The sequence below is a fragment of the Vibrio sp. 03_296 genome, from assembly GCF_002265885.1.
On record NZ_NPKW01000146.1, the window covers coordinates 52,193 to 70,123 of the forward strand.

Annotated in this window: 19 protein-coding genes and 1 pseudogene; 6 read left to right on the forward strand and 14 right to left on the reverse strand. The window is 46.1% G+C overall.

The window, feature by feature from the left end; genetic code table 11:
* Positions 1-83: 83 nt before the first annotated feature.
* Together asd and CIK04_RS19450 are read left to right on the forward strand one after the other, a co-directional pair.
* Positions 84-1,199, forward strand: coding sequence for an aspartate-semialdehyde dehydrogenase (gene asd, locus CIK04_RS19445; protein WP_026050792.1), 1,116 nt, complete (start codon positions 84-86; stop codon positions 1,197-1,199).
* Positions 1,200-1,317: 118 nt separating this feature from the next.
* Positions 1,318-1,839: a prepilin-type N-terminal cleavage/methylation domain-containing protein gene (locus CIK04_RS19450; protein WP_176463381.1), complete on the forward strand. Its 522-nt coding sequence runs from the start codon at positions 1,318-1,320 to the stop codon at positions 1,837-1,839.
* Between the two features lie 48 nt (positions 1,840-1,887).
* On the opposite strand, the gene CIK04_RS19455 is transcribed toward CIK04_RS19450, so the two are convergent.
* The gene (locus CIK04_RS19455; protein ID WP_097352860.1) at positions 1,888-2,748 is read right to left on the reverse strand and encodes an ion transporter; all 861 of its coding nucleotides are present in this window, start codon (positions 2,746-2,748) and stop codon (positions 1,888-1,890) included.
* Between the two features lie 51 nt (positions 2,749-2,799).
* Entirely contained in the window at positions 2,800-3,438 is a 639-nt protein-coding gene (locus CIK04_RS19460) for a YchE family NAAT transporter (protein ID WP_011080913.1), read from the reverse strand.
* A 647-nt stretch (positions 3,439-4,085) separates the two neighbouring features.
* On the opposite strand from CIK04_RS19460, the gene adhE reads away from it, so the two are divergent.
* Positions 4,086-6,761: a bifunctional acetaldehyde-CoA/alcohol dehydrogenase gene (gene adhE, locus CIK04_RS19465; protein WP_097352861.1), complete on the forward strand. Its 2,676-nt coding sequence runs from the start codon at positions 4,086-4,088 to the stop codon at positions 6,759-6,761.
* A gap of 153 nt (positions 6,762-6,914) precedes the next feature.
* On the opposite strand, the gene CIK04_RS19470 is transcribed toward adhE, so the two are convergent.
* From CIK04_RS19470 to sodB, 3 genes are all read right to left on the reverse strand, one after another.
* A complete protein-coding gene (locus CIK04_RS19470; RefSeq protein ID WP_176463382.1) occupies positions 6,915-7,598 on the reverse strand; it encodes an SDR family oxidoreductase in 684 nt (227 codons plus the stop codon).
* A gap of 220 nt (positions 7,599-7,818) precedes the next feature.
* The gene (locus CIK04_RS19475) at positions 7,819-8,322 is read right to left on the reverse strand and encodes a VC2046/SO_2500 family protein (RefSeq protein WP_026050795.1); all 504 of its coding nucleotides are present in this window, start codon (positions 8,320-8,322) and stop codon (positions 7,819-7,821) included.
* Positions 8,323-8,443: 121 nt separating this feature from the next.
* The gene (gene sodB, locus CIK04_RS19480; RefSeq protein WP_013572124.1) at positions 8,444-9,028 is read right to left on the reverse strand and encodes a superoxide dismutase [Fe]; all 585 of its coding nucleotides are present in this window, start codon (positions 9,026-9,028) and stop codon (positions 8,444-8,446) included.
* A 300-nt stretch (positions 9,029-9,328) separates the two neighbouring features.
* Between sodB and CIK04_RS19485 the strand changes: the two genes are divergently transcribed.
* Together CIK04_RS19485 and CIK04_RS19490 are read left to right on the forward strand one after the other, a co-directional pair.
* Positions 9,329-9,667, forward strand: coding sequence for a Grx4 family monothiol glutaredoxin (locus tag CIK04_RS19485; RefSeq protein ID WP_013572123.1), 339 nt, complete (start codon positions 9,329-9,331; stop codon positions 9,665-9,667).
* A 108-nt stretch (positions 9,668-9,775) separates the two neighbouring features.
* Positions 9,776-10,405 carry a DsbA family protein gene (locus tag CIK04_RS19490; RefSeq protein ID WP_017790700.1) on the forward strand — a complete coding sequence of 210 codons (630 nt, stop codon included), beginning with the start codon at positions 9,776-9,778 and terminating at the stop codon, positions 10,403-10,405.
* Positions 10,406-10,534: 129 nt separating this feature from the next.
* Here CIK04_RS19490 and CIK04_RS19495 read toward each other — a convergent pair whose 3' ends face one another.
* Together CIK04_RS19495 and rnt are read right to left on the reverse strand one after the other, a co-directional pair.
* Positions 10,535-11,860, reverse strand: coding sequence for a Na+/H+ antiporter family protein (locus CIK04_RS19495; protein WP_097352863.1), 1,326 nt, complete (start codon positions 11,858-11,860; stop codon positions 10,535-10,537).
* Between the two features lie 28 nt (positions 11,861-11,888).
* A complete protein-coding gene (gene rnt, locus CIK04_RS19500; protein WP_011149902.1) occupies positions 11,889-12,542 on the reverse strand; it encodes a ribonuclease T in 654 nt (217 codons plus the stop codon).
* A 198-nt stretch (positions 12,543-12,740) separates the two neighbouring features.
* On the opposite strand from rnt, the gene CIK04_RS19505 reads away from it, so the two are divergent.
* Positions 12,741-13,622 (forward strand): OmpA family protein, encoded by an 882-nt coding sequence (locus CIK04_RS19505; protein WP_026050796.1) that lies wholly within the window; start codon positions 12,741-12,743, stop codon positions 13,620-13,622.
* Here the strand turns inward: CIK04_RS19505 and CIK04_RS19510 are convergent.
* The 7 genes and pseudogenes from CIK04_RS19510 to CIK04_RS19540 all read right to left on the reverse strand — a co-directional run.
* Positions 13,619-14,053 carry a DUF2753 domain-containing protein gene (locus tag CIK04_RS19510; RefSeq protein WP_011080903.1) on the reverse strand — a complete coding sequence of 145 codons (435 nt, stop codon included), beginning with the start codon at positions 14,051-14,053 and terminating at the stop codon, positions 13,619-13,621. The genes CIK04_RS19505 and CIK04_RS19510 overlap by 4 nt on opposite strands.
* Before the next feature lie 129 nt (positions 14,054-14,182).
* The gene (gene gloA, locus CIK04_RS19515) at positions 14,183-14,599 is read right to left on the reverse strand and encodes a lactoylglutathione lyase (RefSeq protein WP_017428863.1); all 417 of its coding nucleotides are present in this window, start codon (positions 14,597-14,599) and stop codon (positions 14,183-14,185) included.
* Positions 14,600-14,623: 24 nt separating this feature from the next.
* A complete protein-coding gene (gene nth / locus CIK04_RS19520; protein ID WP_017428864.1) occupies positions 14,624-15,265 on the reverse strand; it encodes an endonuclease III in 642 nt (213 codons plus the stop codon).
* Positions 15,266-15,336: 71 nt separating this feature from the next.
* A complete protein-coding gene (locus CIK04_RS19525; protein WP_097352864.1) occupies positions 15,337-16,029 on the reverse strand; it encodes an electron transport complex subunit E in 693 nt (230 codons plus the stop codon).
* Positions 16,022-16,657, reverse strand: a complete 636-nt coding sequence (gene rsxG, locus CIK04_RS19530) for an electron transport complex subunit RsxG (protein ID WP_017428866.1) — start codon at positions 16,655-16,657, stop codon at positions 16,022-16,024. Before rsxG ends, CIK04_RS19525 begins: the two co-directional genes overlap by 8 nt.
* A gap of 15 nt (positions 16,658-16,672) precedes the next feature.
* The gene (gene rsxD, locus CIK04_RS19535; RefSeq protein ID WP_017428867.1) at positions 16,673-17,740 is read right to left on the reverse strand and encodes an electron transport complex subunit RsxD; all 1,068 of its coding nucleotides are present in this window, start codon (positions 17,738-17,740) and stop codon (positions 16,673-16,675) included.
* Positions 17,740-17,931 (reverse strand): annotated as a pseudogene (locus CIK04_RS19540) (electron transporter RnfC); the annotation flags it as partial. The pseudogene CIK04_RS19540 and the gene rsxD, both read right to left, overlap by 1 nt.

A 17,931-nucleotide genomic window follows, 5' to 3' on the forward strand; every position in this document is an offset into this window, starting at 1 on the left:
ATTAGTGCTTGAGATTTTGCCTAGAAAATAGAACTATTAATGCAACTTTATTTTGTTATTTGAATACACGGAGAGTTAATGTGATGAGAGTGGGTTTAGTTGGTTGGCGTGGCATGGTTGGCTCGGTGCTGATGCAGCGCATGGTTGAAGAAAAAGACTTTGATCTGATTGAACCAGTCTTTTTCAGTACCTCTCAAATTGGTATTCCAGCGCCAAATTTTGGTAAAGATGCTGGTTTACTACAAGATGCATTCAATATTGACGCGTTGAAACAGCTCGACGCAGTCATCACTTGTCAAGGTGGTGGTTATACAGAAAAGGTATACCCAGCACTGCGCGAAGCGGGTTGGAAAGGCTACTGGATCGATGCGGCATCTACGCTGCGTATGGCTCCAGATTCGATTATCACTCTTGACCCAGTTAACCTAGCTCAAATTCAGCAAGGCATCCATAGTGGCACAAACACCTTTGTTGGTGGTAACTGTACCGTTTCTCTAATGTTGATGGCGTTAGGTGGACTATACAAACAAGGTATGGTTGAGTGGATGAGCGCGATGACTTACCAAGCGGCTTCTGGTGCGGGCGCGCAGAACATGCGTGAACTGATTTCTCAGATGGGTGTGATCAATGATGCAGTAAGCTCAGAACTGGCAAACCCATCAAGCTCTATTCTTGATATCGATCGTAAGGTTGCGGAAACGATGCGCAGCAGCTCGTTCCCAGTTGACAACTTTGGTGCGCCTCTGGCTGGCTCATTGATTCCATGGATCGACGTGAAACGTGAAAACGGTCAAAGCAAAGAAGAATGGAAAGGTGGCGTAGAAGCGAACAAGATCCTTGGTTTACAAAACTCTCCAATTCCAATCGATGGCACTTGTGTTCGTATCGGTGCAATGCGTTGTCATTCACAAGCGCTGACTATCAAGCTTAAGCAAAATGTACCTCTTGATGAAATCGAAGAGATCATTGCGAGTGACAATGAGTGGGTGAAAGTGATTCCAAACGAGCGTGACATTACCGCGCAAGAGCTAACGCCAGCTAAAGTAACAGGAACGCTTTCAATTCCTGTTGGCCGTTTACGCAAAATGTCGATGGGTGATGATTTCCTTAACGCATTCACCGTGGGTGACCAGCTTCTTTGGGGTGCGGCAGAACCTTTGCGTCGTACGCTAAGAATCATTCTTGCTGAGAAGCAATAACTCAAATATGAGACATCATTCTAAAAAGCGCCTTGTTGGCGCTTTTTTTGTTTGTTCAATGACAGTTCGTTGACATTGATGACCTAATTTAGCGTGGGTTTTGAGAGTGGTGTTCTGTATGTATAAGAAATTTCGAGGTTTTACGCTAATAGAATTAATCGTGGTGATTGTGCTTGTCGCCGTGTTAGCGGTGATCGCTGCGCCAAGATTCCTGAATTTACAATCTGATGCACGGCGTTCCGTCGTCGAAGGTTTAGCTGGCGCCGTGACGAATGCCGCTGAGATGGCGTATGGAAAAACCGCTGTGGAAGGGATGGAAGAGCTTGAATCCTATCACGTGCCGAATTACGGGATTGTGCAATATGGTTATCCGAGTGTCTCGCGTGGTGGAATGGAAAGCTTCTTACAAATTGACACGGGGTACCATGATTTAGAACGTGAATGGGTTTGGGCTGCACACAATAATGGCTCAGCCTCAGATCCCGATTGGTGGATCATCACGCAGTCACAATGGTTGGCAGATGGCAACATTGTGGATTTCAATAAAGCCATCGAAGAGAGCCGTTGCTACGTCAAATACACCGCAGCGATGGAACCGGGGGCGGACTTCGCAGTGGAAACCATCACAGACGGATGTTGAACCCGCTACGGCTCATTCAACAAGGCAATCAAGCGCTCACACGAGCGCTTATTTTTTGTCGGATTCTGTGCTTTGTACGGCAACCACACGTTTATCGGGATCCGCCAGTTCACTGCCGCAGTGTTTGCAAAATAGTGCATCGGATTCATGTCCAGCACGTGAGCAGTTGGGGCACTTGACCAATTGTCGGTGTGAGTTCATCTCTTGGTTGAGTTCGGCGGTAATGATCCCCGTTGGCACCGCCAAAATAGAGTAACCGAGTAACATTGTCAGCGACGCGATGGCTTTACCTAAATCGGTTTGTGGCACGAGGTCACCATAGCCCACGGTCGTAATGGTCACAATGGCCCAGTAGATACTTTTTGGAATACTGGTAAAGCCATTGTGCGGACCTTCAATCACGTAGATCAGAGAGCCAAATATGGTCACCAAAATGGCCACGGCACTGAAAAATATCAGTATTTTTCTTCGAGCCATCAGCAAGGAGCGCATCAGCAAGTTTGAGTCTTGCAAATAACGAACGAGTTTCAGAATACGGAAGATACGCATCACACGCAGCAGTCGAATTACGCCCATAAAAGCCGCTGAAGGGAACAAGAAGGCAAGATAGGTCGGCAGTATCGCCAGTAAGTCCACCACACCATAAAAACTGCGTGCGTAGGCGGCAGGTTTTGGCGAGCAATATAAACGCAGCAAATACTCGAGCGTAAATAGAGCGGTAAAACCATACTCAAGATATTTGAGTTCGCTGGCCCACTGAGCGCGAATCGATGGGATAGATTCAAGTAAAAGCACCAGCAGCGAGGTCAAAATCGCGACAATCAAGCCAATATCAAAGGCTCTGCCTGCAGGCGTGTGCGTACCGAAAATTATAACGTATAGATGATGCTTGAGTGACTGGCGTGACATGATGTTGCGACATAGTGGAAACGTTGCAACATCATACCTTTATTTCGGGAATCAGGCTAATCCGGGGAAGAGATTACGCAGGCCATTGGCGATGAACTCGATGCCGAGTGCACCCAAGATCAGACCCATAATACGGGTGATCACGTTGATGCCTGTTTGTCCTAAAAAGCGAACGATAATTGGCGCTGAGCGAAATAGCAGCCATGAGCAAAAGCTAAAGGCAACAATGGTGATCACAATACCCATGGTATCGAACATGCTTGGGTAGCGAGAACCATAAACGATGGTCGAGCTAATCGCACCAGGACCCGCCATTAAAGGCATTGCCAAAGGCACAACACCAATTTGTTCGCGACTCACGTATTCCGATTGCTCTTGTTTGTTTTGTTTATCTTCACCCAACTTACCGCTCATCATCGAAAAGGCGATGCTAAGTAGTAGCAAACCACCGGCAACGCGGAAGGAATCGAGAGAAATGCTAAACATATCGAGTAGCATCTGACCCGCTAGCAATGAAACGGTCAGAATAATCGCAACTGCGACATTGGCGGTTAGTGCGGTTTTGTATTTTTCTTCCGGTGTCATGTGGCCTGTAAGCGACACAAATACCGGCATGATGCCCACAGGGTTTACTGCGGCCACTAAGCCTAAGAAAAACTGCAAAAAGATAGCGACTTCGAACGTTTGCATTAGAGAAACCACACGAAAGATAGGAGAACAGATTGTTGGCGAAATATAGTCGATATTGCGCGACTTCACGAATGAAAAAAACTAACGTGTGAGCTGTTTGATTGCTGAGAAAAACTAATCATTGAAAGAGTTGTAAAATAATTTGTCACACTTTGTTGTGTATAATTCTTCGCAAGCATCCAATTAATTTACATAAACGTTAACATTCGCACATTTTTGATAAAAACCCAGCACTCTTCTTTAGCGAGTTAACCATTTGGATATACTCTCAGTAGCACAGAATTTCTCGTCTACATGTAATTTTATGTAATTTTGTAGATTTATGATGAAACTTTTTTACAAGGTTTTGTTGTTAATTTGACCTTTTGGTTCGTTTGCTTCTTTTTTGCTCAACCAAATGTGGCTTTTAATTTATTTGTTTATCAATGAATTAGCGGTTTTCGTTGTGCTGAAGCACCACTTTCGGGGTATTTAAAGTGTGGGATCTGATCCAAGTCAATTTTTTTCATACTCTGAAATATTATACTCAGCCCTGAAAGCAATTTACTAAGTCGGTTGTTAAGTAACTTACTGATAAACAGTAAAAACGATAGACAAGTAGCCTTACTAAAAAGTTTTTAATATTTGTTAATTTTAGGAGATTCCCTATGCCTGTAACTAACTTGGCTGAACTAGATGCTCTAGTAGAACGCGTAAAAGCGGCTCAAGCTGAATTTGCTACTTACTCTCAAGAGCAAGTAGATAAAATTTTCCGCGCAGCATCTTTAGCAGCTAACCAAGCTCGTATCCCGCTAGCACAACAAGCGGTTGCTGAGTCTGGTATGGGTATTGTTGAAGATAAAGTAATCAAGAACCACTTCGCATCTGAGTTCATTTACAACAAATACAAAGATGAGAAAACTTGTGGTGTTCTTGAAGAAGACGACAATCTAGGCACAATGACTATTGCTGAGCCTGTAGGTATCATCTGCGGTATCGTTCCAACTACTAACCCAACATCAACAGCGATCTTCAAGTCTCTAATCTCTCTGAAGACTCGTAATGGTATTATCTTCTCACCACACCCACGTGCGAAAAACTCAACTAACGACGCAGCGAAACTAGTACTAGACGCAGCAGTTGCAGCAGGCGCACCAAAAGACATCATCGGTTGGATCGACCAACCTTCAGTTGAGCTTTCTAACGCTCTTATGAAGCACGATGGTATCGCTCTTATCCTTGCAACTGGTGGTCCAGGCATGGTTAAAGCAGCTTACTCTTCAGGTAAACCAGCAATCGGTGTAGGTGCAGGTAACGTTCCAGTTGTTATCGATGAAACAGCAGACATCAAACGTGCTGTAGCGTCTATCCTAATGTCTAAAACATTCGACAACGGCGTAGTATGTGCTTCTGAGCAGGCTGCAATCGTTGTTGACTCTGTATACGACGAAGTGAAAGCGCGTTTTGCTTCTCACAAAGCTTACGTTCTAAACAAAGCTGAAGCGGACAAAGTTCGTAAAGTTCTGCTAATCGACGGTAACCTAAACGCGAAAATCGTAGGTCAGCCAGCGCCAGCAATCGCTGAAATGGCAGGCGTTAAAGTTCCAGCTGACACTAAAGTTCTTGTTGGTGAAGGTCTTGGTAAAGTGTCATACGATGACGCATTTGCTCACGAGAAACTATCTCCAACTCTAGGTCTATTCCGCGCAGACAACTTCGAAGACGCAGTTGCTCAAGCGGTAACTATGGTTGAAATCGGTGGTATCGGTCACACATCTGGCCTATACACTAACCAAGACGTAAACGCAGACCGTATCCGTTACTTCGGTGACAAGATGAAGACTGCACGTATCCTTGTAAACATCCCAACTACTCACGGTGGTATCGGTGACCTTTACAACTTTAACGTTGCACCATCTCTAACTCTTGGTTGTGGTTCATGGGGTGGTAACTCTATCTCTGAGAACGTAGGTCCTAAGCACCTAATCAACAAGAAAACTGTTGCGAAGCGAGCTGAAAACATGTTGTGGCACAAACTACCTAAGTCAATCTACTTCCGTCGTGGTAGCCTTCCAATCGCACTAAGCGACCTAGAAGGTAAGAAACGCGCATTCCTAGTTACTGACCGTTTCCTATTCAACAACGGTTACGCAGATGACGTAGTACAATTGCTTAAAGCACAAGGCATGGAAGTTCAAACATTCTTTGATGTTGAAGCTGACCCAACGCTATCTGTTGTAGAGAAAGGCGCAGCAGCAATGCAAAGCTTCCAACCTGATGTGATTCTAGCGCTAGGTGGTGGTTCACCAATGGATGCTGCGAAGATCATGTGGGTAATGTACGAGCACCCAGAAACTCACTTCGAAGAACTTGCAATGCGCTTTATGGATATCCGTAAACGTATCTACAAGTTCCCTAAAATGGGTCAAAAAGCTGAGCTTGTATGTATCACTACCACTTCAGGTACAGGTTCAGAAGTAACCCCATTCGCGGTTGTTACTGACGACAAGACTGGTGCTAAGTACCCACTAGCAGACTACGAATTGACTCCTCAAATGGCAATCGTAGATGCGAACCTAGTGATGAACATGCCTAAGTCTCTAACCGCATTCGGTGGTTACGATGCAGTGACTCACGCTCTAGAAGCTTACGTATCTGTTCTTGCGAACGAATACTCAGACGGTCAAGCTCTACAAGCTCTTAAGATGCTAAAAGAGTACCTACCATCAAGCTACGCGAACGGTGCAAAAGACCCAATCGCTCGTGAGAAAGTACACAACGCAGCGACCATCGCTGGTATCGCATTCGCGAACGCGTTCCTAGGTGTATGTCACTCTATGGCGCACAAGATCGGTGCAGAGTTCCACCTACCACACGGTTTGGCGAACGCTCTACTTATCTCTAACGTGGTACGTTACAACGCGAACGATAACCCAACTAAGCAAACTGCGTTCTCTCAATACGACCGTCCACAAGCACGTCGTCGTTACGCTGAAGTTGCTGACCACCTAGGCCTAAGCCAAGCTGGTGACCGCACTGCTCAGAAGATTGAACGTCTACTAGCATGGTTGGATGAGCTAAAAGGCAACCTAGACATTCCAATGTCTATCCAATCGGCAGGTGTTGCTGAAGCTGACTTCCTAGCGAAAGTTGATGAACTAGCAGTAGAAGCGTTCGATGACCAATGTACTGGTGCGAACCCACGCTACCCACTAATCGCTGAGCTAAAAGAAGTTCTACTGGCTTCTTACTACGGTAAAGCTTTCGTTGAAGGTGAAACTTTCGAAGGTACGACTGTAATCAAGAAGAAAGCAGACCAAGTAGCGCCAAAAGCGAAAAAATAAGTCTGATACTTAGTCACTAAGTGTCAGCAAGAAGTAAGACTCAGGAATGAGGTAGGTTTTCGCTAGCACGAAACCTAAAAAAATCGGGAAAAAGATCAAAGCCCCAGTCGAAAGACCGGGGCTTTTTTTATCAGTTTGATTTTTTGAGTTCGGTTAGATTTCGGTGGTCACCACTCTGCCACTGAAATACTCATTCGCCACGATGTACTCAGCGTTGCGAATGAGTTCATCCTGCACTTGAGCCCAATGTGTCGCGTCTATCTGTCCGTGATGGTGTGATACCGATGGAATCACACCACCAACGCGAATATTAAAAGGGGTGAGCTCTTTTGCCCAACTGTGAGTAAAACCCGAAACGAGGGAAGTAACACTCTCAACACCGGTAAAATTTAGATGATCATCGTGCGAAATAACATTGACGATCACGCCTTTCGTTTCTGTGCGTCGCATTCGTTCCGCGCACACTTGCACATAGCCGTATAGTGCGCCAGCGGTACTTGATAGCTTTTCTATGAAGCCTTCTGAGGTTGCTTCAGTATTCAAAAGTGGCAGAGGAGAGCTGGTCCAACAGTTCACGAGTACATTGGGGACGCGGTTAAACTGTGCCTGAATGTGGTCAAACAAGGATTGAATGGAAGATTGGCTGTAGTCTTGCAAAGTGATCGGATAAACATCTTGAGTGACGGCATAGAGCTCTTTGTGTGTCTCACTCAATGAAGTTTGGTCCTGGTCGCAGAGAATAACAATGGCACCGAGACGCGCAAAGTGCGCTGCCACGGTTCTGCCCAATAATGAGCCCGCACTCGTCACTAAAATCAAAGCGTTCTTGATATCCATCTCGTTGCTCTCCCTCAAGCATTCAGACCGTACTTTCATCTTGGGTGAGAAATTGGGTACGCTGTGTGAATAACTTCAAACAACGGTTAATCGTGCAAAAGAGATGATGAGATATTTGTAAACAGTCACAGTTTGGTGTTCTGAGGGATGAAAAATTGTCGCATAGCGTCTAGCAAAGTTGATCCGTGCCATGCCAGCAAATACAACGATAAACAGCGTGTTACGCGTAGGCGGCAAATTTTGCTTTGACCAGTGCAGTGGATAGGTGGTTGTACAACCCAGCTTCTGGTAGCAATTTAACTTCAGGGGTTGCGAGTTTTGCTCGCTCGTGCCCAGAAAGGTTTTGATAAACCTCTTCTGGTAGATCAAACGTCTCTTCTGGCATATAAGCCAGTGGCTCTGCACTGAGATAGTGGCTCAGTTTGGCTGAAGGAAGCCCTGCATTGTGGAACTGTTTCGCTTGTTCTGCAGAAATCGCGTAGCTCGATTGATCGCTTCTTAATTTTTGAGGTTCGGACAAACCAAATTGCTTACGCAACACGGCATCCGTCATTTCCTGCGTTTCAATTTGTTCTACGGGAGTGATGTGACGAGCGTCTTCAGAAAACATCGAAAGCAGCAGTGCAAAGTCGGCACGACGTCCTTGCTGAACGGCTTGGCTAATGCCATTGCCGAAGCTCAGCTCGTTAATGATGCTTGCTTTGTCTAATGTGTGTATCTGCATGCGGCTCTCCGTGTGATGCTTTATTAGCGGCACGTCGGCAGATAACTTTAGGGAAAATAAACAAAAAGCCCGCGAATGCGGGCTTTCAAGTATGACTAAATTGGAACTTAAGGGGCGAAAATTATTTCGCTAGGTTCTCTGCAACGAAATCCCAGTTAACCAGTGCCCAGAAACCGTTCATGTAGTCTGGACGTAGGTTGCGGTAATCGATGTAGTAAGCGTGTTCCCATAGGTCTACAGTCAGTAGTGGTGTTACGCCTTCTTCAGTGATTGGTGTTGCCGCATTTGAAGTATTAACGATTGCTAGAGAGCCGTCAGCTTTCTTCACCAACCAAGTCCAAGATGAACCAAAGTTGTTGATTGCTGAATCTGTGAATTTTGCTTTGAATTCTTCGAATGAACCGAACGCTGCGTTGATCGCTTCTGCAACTGCACCTGTTGGTTCGCCGCCTGCGTTTGGAGCAAGGCAGTGCCAGTAGAAAGTGTGGTTCCATACTTGTGCTGCGTTGTTGAAGATACCGCCAGTAGAAGTCTTGATGATCTCTTCTAGAGTTTTACCTTCGAATTCAGTACCAGGAATTAGGCCGTTTAGTTTCACAACGTAAGTGTTGTGGTGTTTGCCGTGGTGGAACTCAAGAGTTTCTGCAGAGATGTGTGGCTCAAGCGCGTCTTTTGCGTAAGGAAGAGCTGGTAGTTCAAATGCCATTGCTCGATTCTCCATTTATATGAAGGGATTACCTTCGGTTGCTTCCAGTGAATTTATAATTAAATCAACCCGTTTGATGACTCACCAACGAATCGACTGTCAATATGACTGACTTGCGCTATAGTTTAGCAAGTTTTTACTTTATTAAAAGGAAAAATCCGCTTTTTGATATGAAATTTCTTTGTCATTCTAATGCGGATCTAGTGCGGGTAATAGCCCTTAATTTTATGTGCTTTTTATTCTGCACTAATAAGGTAGAATGTGCGAAAAATTTGCAGTCATTCCGTGAACGAGGAAGCAATGGAAACTATCGACAAAATCAAACAACAAATCGCAGAAAACCCAATCCTTCTCTACATGAAAGGTTCTCCAAAGCTACCAAGCTGTGGTTTTTCTTCTCAAGCAGCTCAGGCATTGATGGCGTGTGGCGAAAAATTTGCTTATGTAGACATTCTACAAAACCCAGATATTCGCGCAGAATTGCCAAAATACGCGGAGTGGCCAACTTTCCCACAACTATGGGTTGAAGGTGAGTTGATTGGCGGTTGTGATATCGTTATTGAGATGTTCCAAAAAGGCGAACTTCAACCATTGATCAAAGAAGCGGCAGCACGCGCAGCGGGCAACGACGCGGAATAATTTGGCCAACCACTATGGCGCTTGAAAGAGTTTCGGTAGTGGTTATCGTCAAACGAAGATAGAATACGAAGGAGCTGTTTGGCTCCTTTTTGTTTTTGAGTTACTACCATGAAAATCAAACTATATTACGTCCATGATCCTATGTGCAGCTGGTGCTGGGGATACAAACCTACCTTGGAAAAATTGAAGCAACAGTTACCTGGAGTCATTCAGTTTGAGTATGTGGTTGGCGGCCTCGCGCCAGATTCAACATTGCCTATGTCACCTGAAATGCAGCAAAAAATTGAAAGCATTTGGCATCAAATTGAACAGCGTCTAGGCACTCAATTTAATTATGAGTTTTGGACTCGTTGTACTCCGGTTCGTAGTACCTATCAGGCGTGTCGTGCGGTGATCGCGGCAGGTTTTCAAGATTCTTATGAGCAAATGCTAGAAGCGATTCAGCACGCGTATTATTTGCGCGCCATGCCGCCACATGATGAAGCGACACATCGCCAGCTTGCGCAAGAAATTGGACTCAATGTTCAACAGTTTGAAAACGATGTGACAGGGCGTTTATTGGAAGGCGTCTTTGAAGACCAACTGAGTTTGGCTCGAAGCTTAGGCGTCAACGCTTACCCAAGTTTGGTGTTGCAAATTGACGATGCGTATTTTCCAATCGAGATCGATTACCTCTCCACGGAGCCGACGTTGAAGTTGATCCGTGAGCGCATTGTCGAGAATATGCCCGCTCAATAGTGTAAAAAAATAGCGTGATGGAATAGGTCAGCGAGACAGGCTGAAAAAGATCGCCCTGTTTATTGAAAGAGAAAGCCGCTCAACGGAGCGGCTTTTTTTTGATTGTCGATCATGCAACGTCTTAGGCGCTTACAGCACCATGGCCGCGATCCAACCAAAAATAATGAGCGGGATATTGTAGTGGATAAAGGTTGGAACAACCGTTTCCCAAATGTGCTCGTGTTGTCCGTCGGCATTCAGACCGGAAGTTGGGCCTAACGTTGAATCAGAAGCAGGTGAACCTGCGTCACCAAGAGCCGCAGCTGTACCCACAAGAGCAATGGTTGCCATCGGTGAAAAACCAAAAGCAATGGAAAGCGGAACGTAAATAGTTGCTAAGATTGGAATGGTTGAGAAAGAAGAACCAATCCCCATCGTGACAAGCAGACCGACCACAAGCATAAGAAGAGCGGCAAGGCCTTTGTTGTCGCCGATGCTGGTTGAAAGCGATTGTACCAGTGTTTCAACGCCACCCGTTTGTTTCATTACCGCAGCAAAGCCAGCGGCGGCGATCATGATGAAGCCGATCATTGCCATCATGTGAACACCTTTAGTGAACACATCATGAGTTTCTTTCCAAGCAATGACACCACCAAAGGTGAAGACCATAAAGCCGGCCAGTGCACCAATGATCATTGAACCCGTGTATAGCTGAACACTGAGAGCTGCGATGATACCTAGGGCGGCTACCAGAATGTGTTTCTTGTTGATGCCTTCGCTTGCTTCATGCACGACGGTCAGGTCGGTTTCACGGTATTCGCGAGGTTTACGGTAGCTAAAGAAAATAGCAGTCAAAAGACCAAACACCATTCCCGCGCCGGGTAGGAGCATTGCGGTCGGTACTTGGCTGGCGACAACGCTCTCTAAACCGTTATCGTGCAGGTTTTTCAATAGGATGTTATTAAGGAAAATACCGCCAAAGCCGACAGGCAAGACCATGTATGGCGTGATCAGGCCAAATGTCAGCACACACGCGACCAATCGACGATCGAGTTTGAGTTTTGCAAATACGCCCAATAGAGGTGGAATTAAAATTGGGATAAAGGCGATATGGACAGGAATGACGTTTTGCGATGACATGGTCACCAGTACGAGCGCTACCAAAACCGCGTATTTTAAGCCGGTGGTTGAAGCGTCACTTTCTTTGCCGTTAAGGCGCTTAATAACGCTTCTGGCAAGCAGGTCAGTAATGCCCGATTTCGAAATAGCAACTGCGAAGGTGCCCAACATGGCGTAACTCAGAGCGATGGTTGCACCGCCACCAAGGCCACTTTCAAACGCAGCGATGGTATCGCCTAGGCCCATTCCAGCAACAAGGCCACCAACGACGGCACTGAACGTGAGGGCGACCACCACGTTCACTCGCATCAAAGCTAAAACTAGCATGACGCAAACAGATATAACGACAGGATTCATAGTTTTCTCAGGTAGTTGTGTTTACTTATTATTTTTCGTTTTCATCTTCAATTAATGGCCAGCCTCCAAGCGCTTTCCATTTATTGACGATGCCACAGAACAGCTCTGCGGTTTTTTCGGTATCGTAAAGCGCCGAATGGGCCTCTCGATTGTCAAATTCCATCCCTGCGGTTTTGCACGCTTTCGCCAGTACAGTTTGGCCATAAGCCAACCCACTGAGCGTTGCGGTATCGAAAGTGGCAAAAGGATGAAACGGAACTCGTTTAAGTTTGCAGCGCTCATTTGCTGCGTTAACGAAACTTAAGTCAAACGCTGCGTTGTGCGCCACCATAATGGCGCGGCTACAATCAGCGGCTTTTTGTTCTCTACGGATGAGTTTATAGATCTCTTTTAGCGCCTCTTGTTCGGTCACGGCGCCACGTAACGGGCTAAACGGGTCACGAATGCCGTTGAACTCAAGAGCTTCTTTTTCGAGATTTGCCCCCTCAAAGGGCTCAACATGAAAGTGAATGGTCGATGCAGGGTGAAGATCACCGTTTTCATCCATGGACAAGGTAACAGCACAAATTTCGAGTAGTGCATCGGTTTGTGCATTGAACCCGGCAGTTTCTACGTCAACAACTACGGGAAAATAGCCGCGAAAGCGTTTTTTCAGGGTCAGTGCTGTGTTTTCTACAGTCATGTTTCTATATTTTTGTGTGACAAAGGCTGCATTATTACAGATTATCCTTATGAAAAAAACGTTACAAAAGGAGAAAACCGCAAAAGTTTTGCTCCTATTTGGCGAGGTTTTTGCATAAATGTGTAAGTCAGATAGAATTCATCCGGTAGTGGCAAATGTCTGCCATGCAACTGTGAGCGAGTAAGAGAAGTAGTGATAATGAAAAAGTGGCTAATAACCAGTGGTTTAGTACTAACTACCTTTGCATCATTGCCTTCGGCAGCGATGACGAAGCGTTATATTGCCACCCCGCAGCAATCACAATGGGAAATGGTGATGAATTCACCGCTGGAATGCCGCTTGGTGCATCCGATCCCTAACTACGGTGATGCGGAATTCTCTTCACGCGCAAGTAAAAAAATCGTGTTGGATTTTGAGCTAAAAATGCGTCGACCTATGGGCGAAACGCGCAATGTGAGTTTGATTTCGATGCCGCCTCCTTGGCGACCAGGAGAAAACGCCGACCGTATTACTAATATTAAGTTCTTTCAACAGTTTAATGGTTATGTCGGTGGGCAAACGGCGTGGGGCATTCTGTCTGAGTTAGAGAAAGGGCGCTATCCGACCTTTAGTTATCAAGATTGGCAAAGCCGTGACCAAAGAATTGAAGTCGCGCTGTCTGCCGTTTTGTTCCAACAGAAATACAATGTATTCAGTGACTGTGTCGCTAATCTTTTGCCTTACAGCTTTGAAGATATTTCGTTCACGATTCTTCATTATGAACGCAATGGCGATAAACTCACTAAGGCATCGCAAAAGCGCTTGTCGCAGATTGCTGAATACGTGCGCTACAACTCTGATATTGATTTGGTGTTGGTGTCGACTTACACCGATTCCACCGATGGTACCAGTGTGAGCCAAAACTTATCAGAACGTAGAGCGGAGTCGTTGAGAGATTACTTCAAAGCACTAGGATTGCCGGAAGATCGCATCCAAGTTCAAGGTTATGGTAAACGCCGCCCAATTGCAGACAACGCAACGCCTATTGGTAAAGATAAAAACCGCCGCGTTGTCATTTCACTGGGGCGAAGTGAAGTTTAGTTGAGTTTGAACTTTGCGATGATTTCGCAATGGGTCGCAGTGTCGATCTTTTCCACCAGTTGCGCGATCTTTGGGTTTGGGTGGCGCTTTAAAAAATCGAACAACGCTTTTTTGCAGCAACCAATAGACTCGATAAAACTTTCACATTGGTGGTGAGGGCACTGAGGAATTAAGGTCAGCACTTTTTCTGAGGCCAATTGCAGATATTTTAGCTCATAGTCGGTGTCACCCGCCCAACGCCAAAATTGTGCCAAGTTGTGGCACGAGATCACGGATATTAGTAATTTGTCGTCGGCTTCTACCGTTGAGGAAGCGATGATGTCTTCGCTCAAATTGTAGGCTTGTTGATAGTGCAAAATACTACGAATTGGATCGTCAAGTTGTAGCGCGGTATCTGCGAGCAACGTGTGTTTTTCCCATTCACTGATCATGTGCTTATCCCAGTTAGCAAAATTGGGATTAATCTAAATGAAAATTATTATCATGTAAAGTTTCATGATTAAGATCAAAAGAGGAGGCTTTGGCCTCCTCGTTTCTATTACGCCATATTGATGTGGCGATTAGCCTTCTAAACCTGCAGATGCTTGTTTGTTTTGGATCAACTCAATCATATAGCCATCAGGATCTTTCACAAAAGCGATGTGGGTCGTGCCGCCTTTTACTGGACCTGGCTCGCGAGTGACATTACCGCCAGCAGCTTTAATGGCATCGCATGTCACATAAATGTCGTCGACGCCAATTGCAATGTGACCAAATGCACTGCCGAGGTCGTACTCCGTTTTACCCCAGTTGTAAGTTAATTCGATGACTGCGCCTTGTGATTCGTCGCCGTAACCTAGAAACGCCAAAGTATACTCATATTCTTTGTTTTCATTGGTACGCAGCAATTGCATGCCCATAACTTCGGTGTAGAACTGAATTGATTTTTCTAAGTTACCAACACGTAACATAGTATGAAGAATACGACCGTTTGACATTGTTATGCTCCTTACAGATAGAGATTAATTCTCTGGGTAGACTTTTTCTTTAAATTCGCACAGGTCTTCAATGATGCAACTGCCACAGCGAGGCTTACGTGCAATACAGGTGTAGCGTCCATGCAAAATCAACCAGTGGTGGACATCGAGTTTAAACTCTTTTGGTACGACTTTGAGAAGTTTTTGTTCGACTTCATCCACGTTTTTGCCTGGGGCAAACTTGGTGCGATTGGAAACGCGGTAAATATGGGTATCGACAGCGATGGTTGGCCAGCCAAAGGCGGTGTTGAGTACCACATTGGCGGTTTTGCGCCCAACCCCGGGCAGTGCTTCAAGCGCTGCTCGATCTTCGGGCACTTCACCGTTGTGTTTTTCGAGCAGAATGCGACACGTTTTGATGGTGTTTTCCGCTTTGGAATTAAACAGGCCAATGGTCTTAATGTACTCTTTGAGACCTTCCACCCCAAGATCCAACATCGCTTGAGGGGTGTTGGCGACTGGGAACAGTTTGTCGGTGGCTTTATTGACACTGACATCCGTTGCTTGTGCTGATAACAAAACCGCTATCAGTAGCTCAAAAGGGGAGTTCCAATTGAGTTCGGTTTGTGGGTTGGGGTTGTTTTCTCGTAATCGTTCGAGAATTTGTATGCGTTTGTCTTTATTCATTGCTGACTTCCAGTTGTTCTAGGCTCATGGGCACTCTAGCGGTGCGTATTTTGATGAGCCTAGACAGTAACTTACGCGTTAGTTACGCGAGCGCGTTCAATCGCGGGTTTTTCTTGTTTAGGTTGGCGAGCTTTTAACTGTGTATCGATGACATTTTTCAACGCGATGAGCAGGCCGACACCAATAAATGCCCCAGGCGGTAGCAGTGCCAGTAGGAAGCTACTGTCAAATTGGAATACCTGAATTCGCAGCGCGCTCGCCCATTCACCAAGTAGAAGATCTGCGCCATCGAAAAGGGTGCCGTTACCGATGATTTCGCGCATTGCGCCGAGAACGACAAGCACAGTGGTCATACCCATGCCCATCCAAAAACCATCTAATGCCGCAGGCAAAGGATCGTTTTTTGACGCGTACGCTTCAGCACGACCGATGATGATGCAGTTGGTCACAATCAAAGGAATGAAAATGCCTAATGATAGGTATAAGCCATAGGCGTAGGCGTTCATCAGTAATTGAACGCACGTTACCAGTGAAGCAATGATCATAACGAATACCGGAATGCGAATTTCTTTTGGTACGTAGTTACGAATCAGTGAAACAGTGACGTTGGAGCCAACTAGCACTAATAATGTTGCTATGCCGAGACCAAGTGCGTTGGTGATGGTTGACGATACCGCCAGTAGCGGACACAGACCAAGTAACTGGACCAGTGTAGGGTTGTTGTCCCACATGCCATTTTTAAGTAATTTTTTATGCTCACTCATAGCGGCCTCCACAGTTAAGTGGTTGATTCAAAATCTGTTCACGATGGCTGTTGACAAACTCAACGGTGTTGCGCACCGCTTTAACAACCGCACGAGGTGTAATGGTCGCGCCAGTAAACTGGTCAAATTCTCCACCATCTTTACGCACCTTCCAACTGTTATAGTTGTCATCGTTTAACTGTTTTCCGGTGAAACTAGTGATCCAATCTGTCACTCTAAGGTCGATCTTGTCGCCTAACCCCGGTGTCTCTTGGTGGCTAAGTACGCGCGTGCCAAGCACGGTACCGCTGGCATCGATACCCGTAATGATCTTAATGGCACCGTTGTAGCCATCTGGTGCTACGGATTCAATAGCAATGGCGGTGGCCTGGCCATTACGTGTGGCAATATAGGCTGGCATCGCCTTATCGGAGCCCAGCGCGGAATCGCTCACCAAAGTACAAGATTCAAACAATAAATTGTCATGTGCGCTTTGCGGGATAACTTGATTAAGGACCGAAGAGAGCTGTTTTTGCTCCTGAAGCGTGATTTGGTCCTTAGTTAAATACTGGGTCATGGCCACTAGCCCTGTGGTAGCACAGGCAAATATTGCTAGTGTTAAACCGTTTTTACGTATTGCGTTTAACATTTCATTTCCTGCCTTTTAGTGCCCGTAAGTTCTTGGTTTGGTGTAGTAATCGATCAAAGGTACACACATGTTGGCCAATAATACTGCAAACGCAACACCGTCTGGGAAGCCTCCCCAGCTACGTATGATAAAGACGAGAGAACCGATGATCGCCCCAAAGAGGATACGCCCCTTTATTGTTGTGGAAGCGGATACGGGATCCGTTGCGATAAAGAATGCGCCTAGCATCGTCGCTCCGGAAAGGAGATGAAACAGGGGGGACGCCGTTTCGCCAGGGAAGAATAGGGAGAAAAAGCTGCTCATCACAAGCAACGCACCTAAAAATCCGACAGGAATATGCCATTGGATAACGCGTTGCTTGAGCAAAATCAGACCACCCGCCAAATAGGCAAGGTTAACCCATTGCCAGCCTACACCTGCAAAACCTTCAAAAATAGGTTGGCTGAGAATTTCTGACGATGTTGCTCCGCTGTGCAGACCCGTTTTGAAAGCATCAAGCGGCGTTGCCGTGGTAATGCCATCGATGCCAGCACGAACTTGTTGCAGAGAAGAACCATCGATAGTGAGCCCGGTAAAGATCAGGGAAAGCAGATCCCCGAATGTCACTGGATCTTTGGCCACTTCGTGTCCCGCTTCAATCAGAGGTAGCGGAGCGCTCCAACTGGTCATTTGCACTGGGAAGGAAATCAGCAGTACCACATAAGCAATCATGGCAGGGTTGAACGGGTTTTGCCCTAGGCCGCCGTAGAGATGCTTTGCAATGACGATCGCAAACAAAAGGCCAATCGTGATGATCCACCAAGGTGCCATTGGGGGGATGGCAACCGCCAGTAACCAAGCGGTGACCAGAGCACTATGATCGCGTAGCGCTCGCATTGGGGGGCGCTTTCTTAATAGCATCACGAGTGCTTCTAAAGATAACGCGATGGTGATCGCCAAAATGAGTTGAACGAATGTACCCCATCCAAAAAAGTAGGTTTGTGCCAACAATCCGGGTAATGCACATAGTGCTACCCATTTCATTAAATCTGGGGTGCTTTTGCGACTGTGGGCGTGTGGTGAGCTCGCAATAAAAAACGACATTACTCGTTCTCCTCAGTATTTTGTTTTTGTTCTGCTTGTTGAGCTTTACGCGCTTTGGCACGAGCAATCGCCGCGGCGACGGCCGCTTTCTTCGGATCGTCTTCTGCTGGTTGCAATTCTTCGCGATTTTGCTCAGGTGCTGGCTCGCCTGCTTGCTGCGCTTTTCGTGCTTTGGCACGAGCAATTGCTGC

Coding starts and splice junctions, on each gene's coding strand:
- asd (WP_026050792.1), top strand. CDS start 84: ATGAGAGTGGGTTTAGTTGGTTGGCGTGGCATGGTTGGCTCGGTGCTG.
- CIK04_RS19450 (WP_176463381.1), top strand. CDS start 1,318: ATGTATAAGAAATTTCGAGGTTTTACGCTAATAGAATTAATCGTGGTG.
- CIK04_RS19455 (WP_097352860.1), bottom strand. CDS start 2,748: ATGTCACGCCAGTCACTCAAGCATCATCTATACGTTATAATTTTCGGT.
- CIK04_RS19460 (WP_011080913.1), bottom strand. CDS start 3,438: ATGCAAACGTTCGAAGTCGCTATCTTTTTGCAGTTTTTCTTAGGCTTA.
- adhE (WP_097352861.1), top strand. CDS start 4,086: ATGCCTGTAACTAACTTGGCTGAACTAGATGCTCTAGTAGAACGCGTA.
- CIK04_RS19470 (WP_176463382.1), bottom strand. CDS start 7,598: ATGGATATCAAGAACGCTTTGATTTTAGTGACGAGTGCGGGCTCATTA.
- CIK04_RS19475 (WP_026050795.1), bottom strand. CDS start 8,322: ATGCAGATACACACATTAGACAAAGCAAGCATCATTAACGAGCTGAGC.
- sodB (WP_013572124.1), bottom strand. CDS start 9,028: ATGGCATTTGAACTACCAGCTCTTCCTTACGCAAAAGACGCGCTTGAG.
- CIK04_RS19485 (WP_013572123.1), top strand. CDS start 9,329: ATGGAAACTATCGACAAAATCAAACAACAAATCGCAGAAAACCCAATC.
- CIK04_RS19490 (WP_017790700.1), top strand. CDS start 9,776: ATGAAAATCAAACTATATTACGTCCATGATCCTATGTGCAGCTGGTGC.
- CIK04_RS19495 (WP_097352863.1), bottom strand. CDS start 11,860: ATGAATCCTGTCGTTATATCTGTTTGCGTCATGCTAGTTTTAGCTTTG.
- rnt (WP_011149902.1), bottom strand. CDS start 12,542: ATGACTGTAGAAAACACAGCACTGACCCTGAAAAAACGCTTTCGCGGC.
- CIK04_RS19505 (WP_026050796.1), top strand. CDS start 12,741: ATGAAAAAGTGGCTAATAACCAGTGGTTTAGTACTAACTACCTTTGCA.
- CIK04_RS19510 (WP_011080903.1), bottom strand. CDS start 14,053: ATGATCAGTGAATGGGAAAAACACACGTTGCTCGCAGATACCGCGCTA.
- gloA (WP_017428863.1), bottom strand. CDS start 14,599: ATGTCAAACGGTCGTATTCTTCATACTATGTTACGTGTTGGTAACTTA.
- nth (WP_017428864.1), bottom strand. CDS start 15,265: ATGAATAAAGACAAACGCATACAAATTCTCGAACGATTACGAGAAAAC.
- CIK04_RS19525 (WP_097352864.1), bottom strand. CDS start 16,029: ATGAGTGAGCATAAAAAATTACTTAAAAATGGCATGTGGGACAACAAC.
- rsxG (WP_017428866.1), bottom strand. CDS start 16,657: ATGTTAAACGCAATACGTAAAAACGGTTTAACACTAGCAATATTTGCC.
- rsxD (WP_017428867.1), bottom strand. CDS start 17,740: ATGTCGTTTTTTATTGCGAGCTCACCACACGCCCACAGTCGCAAAAGC.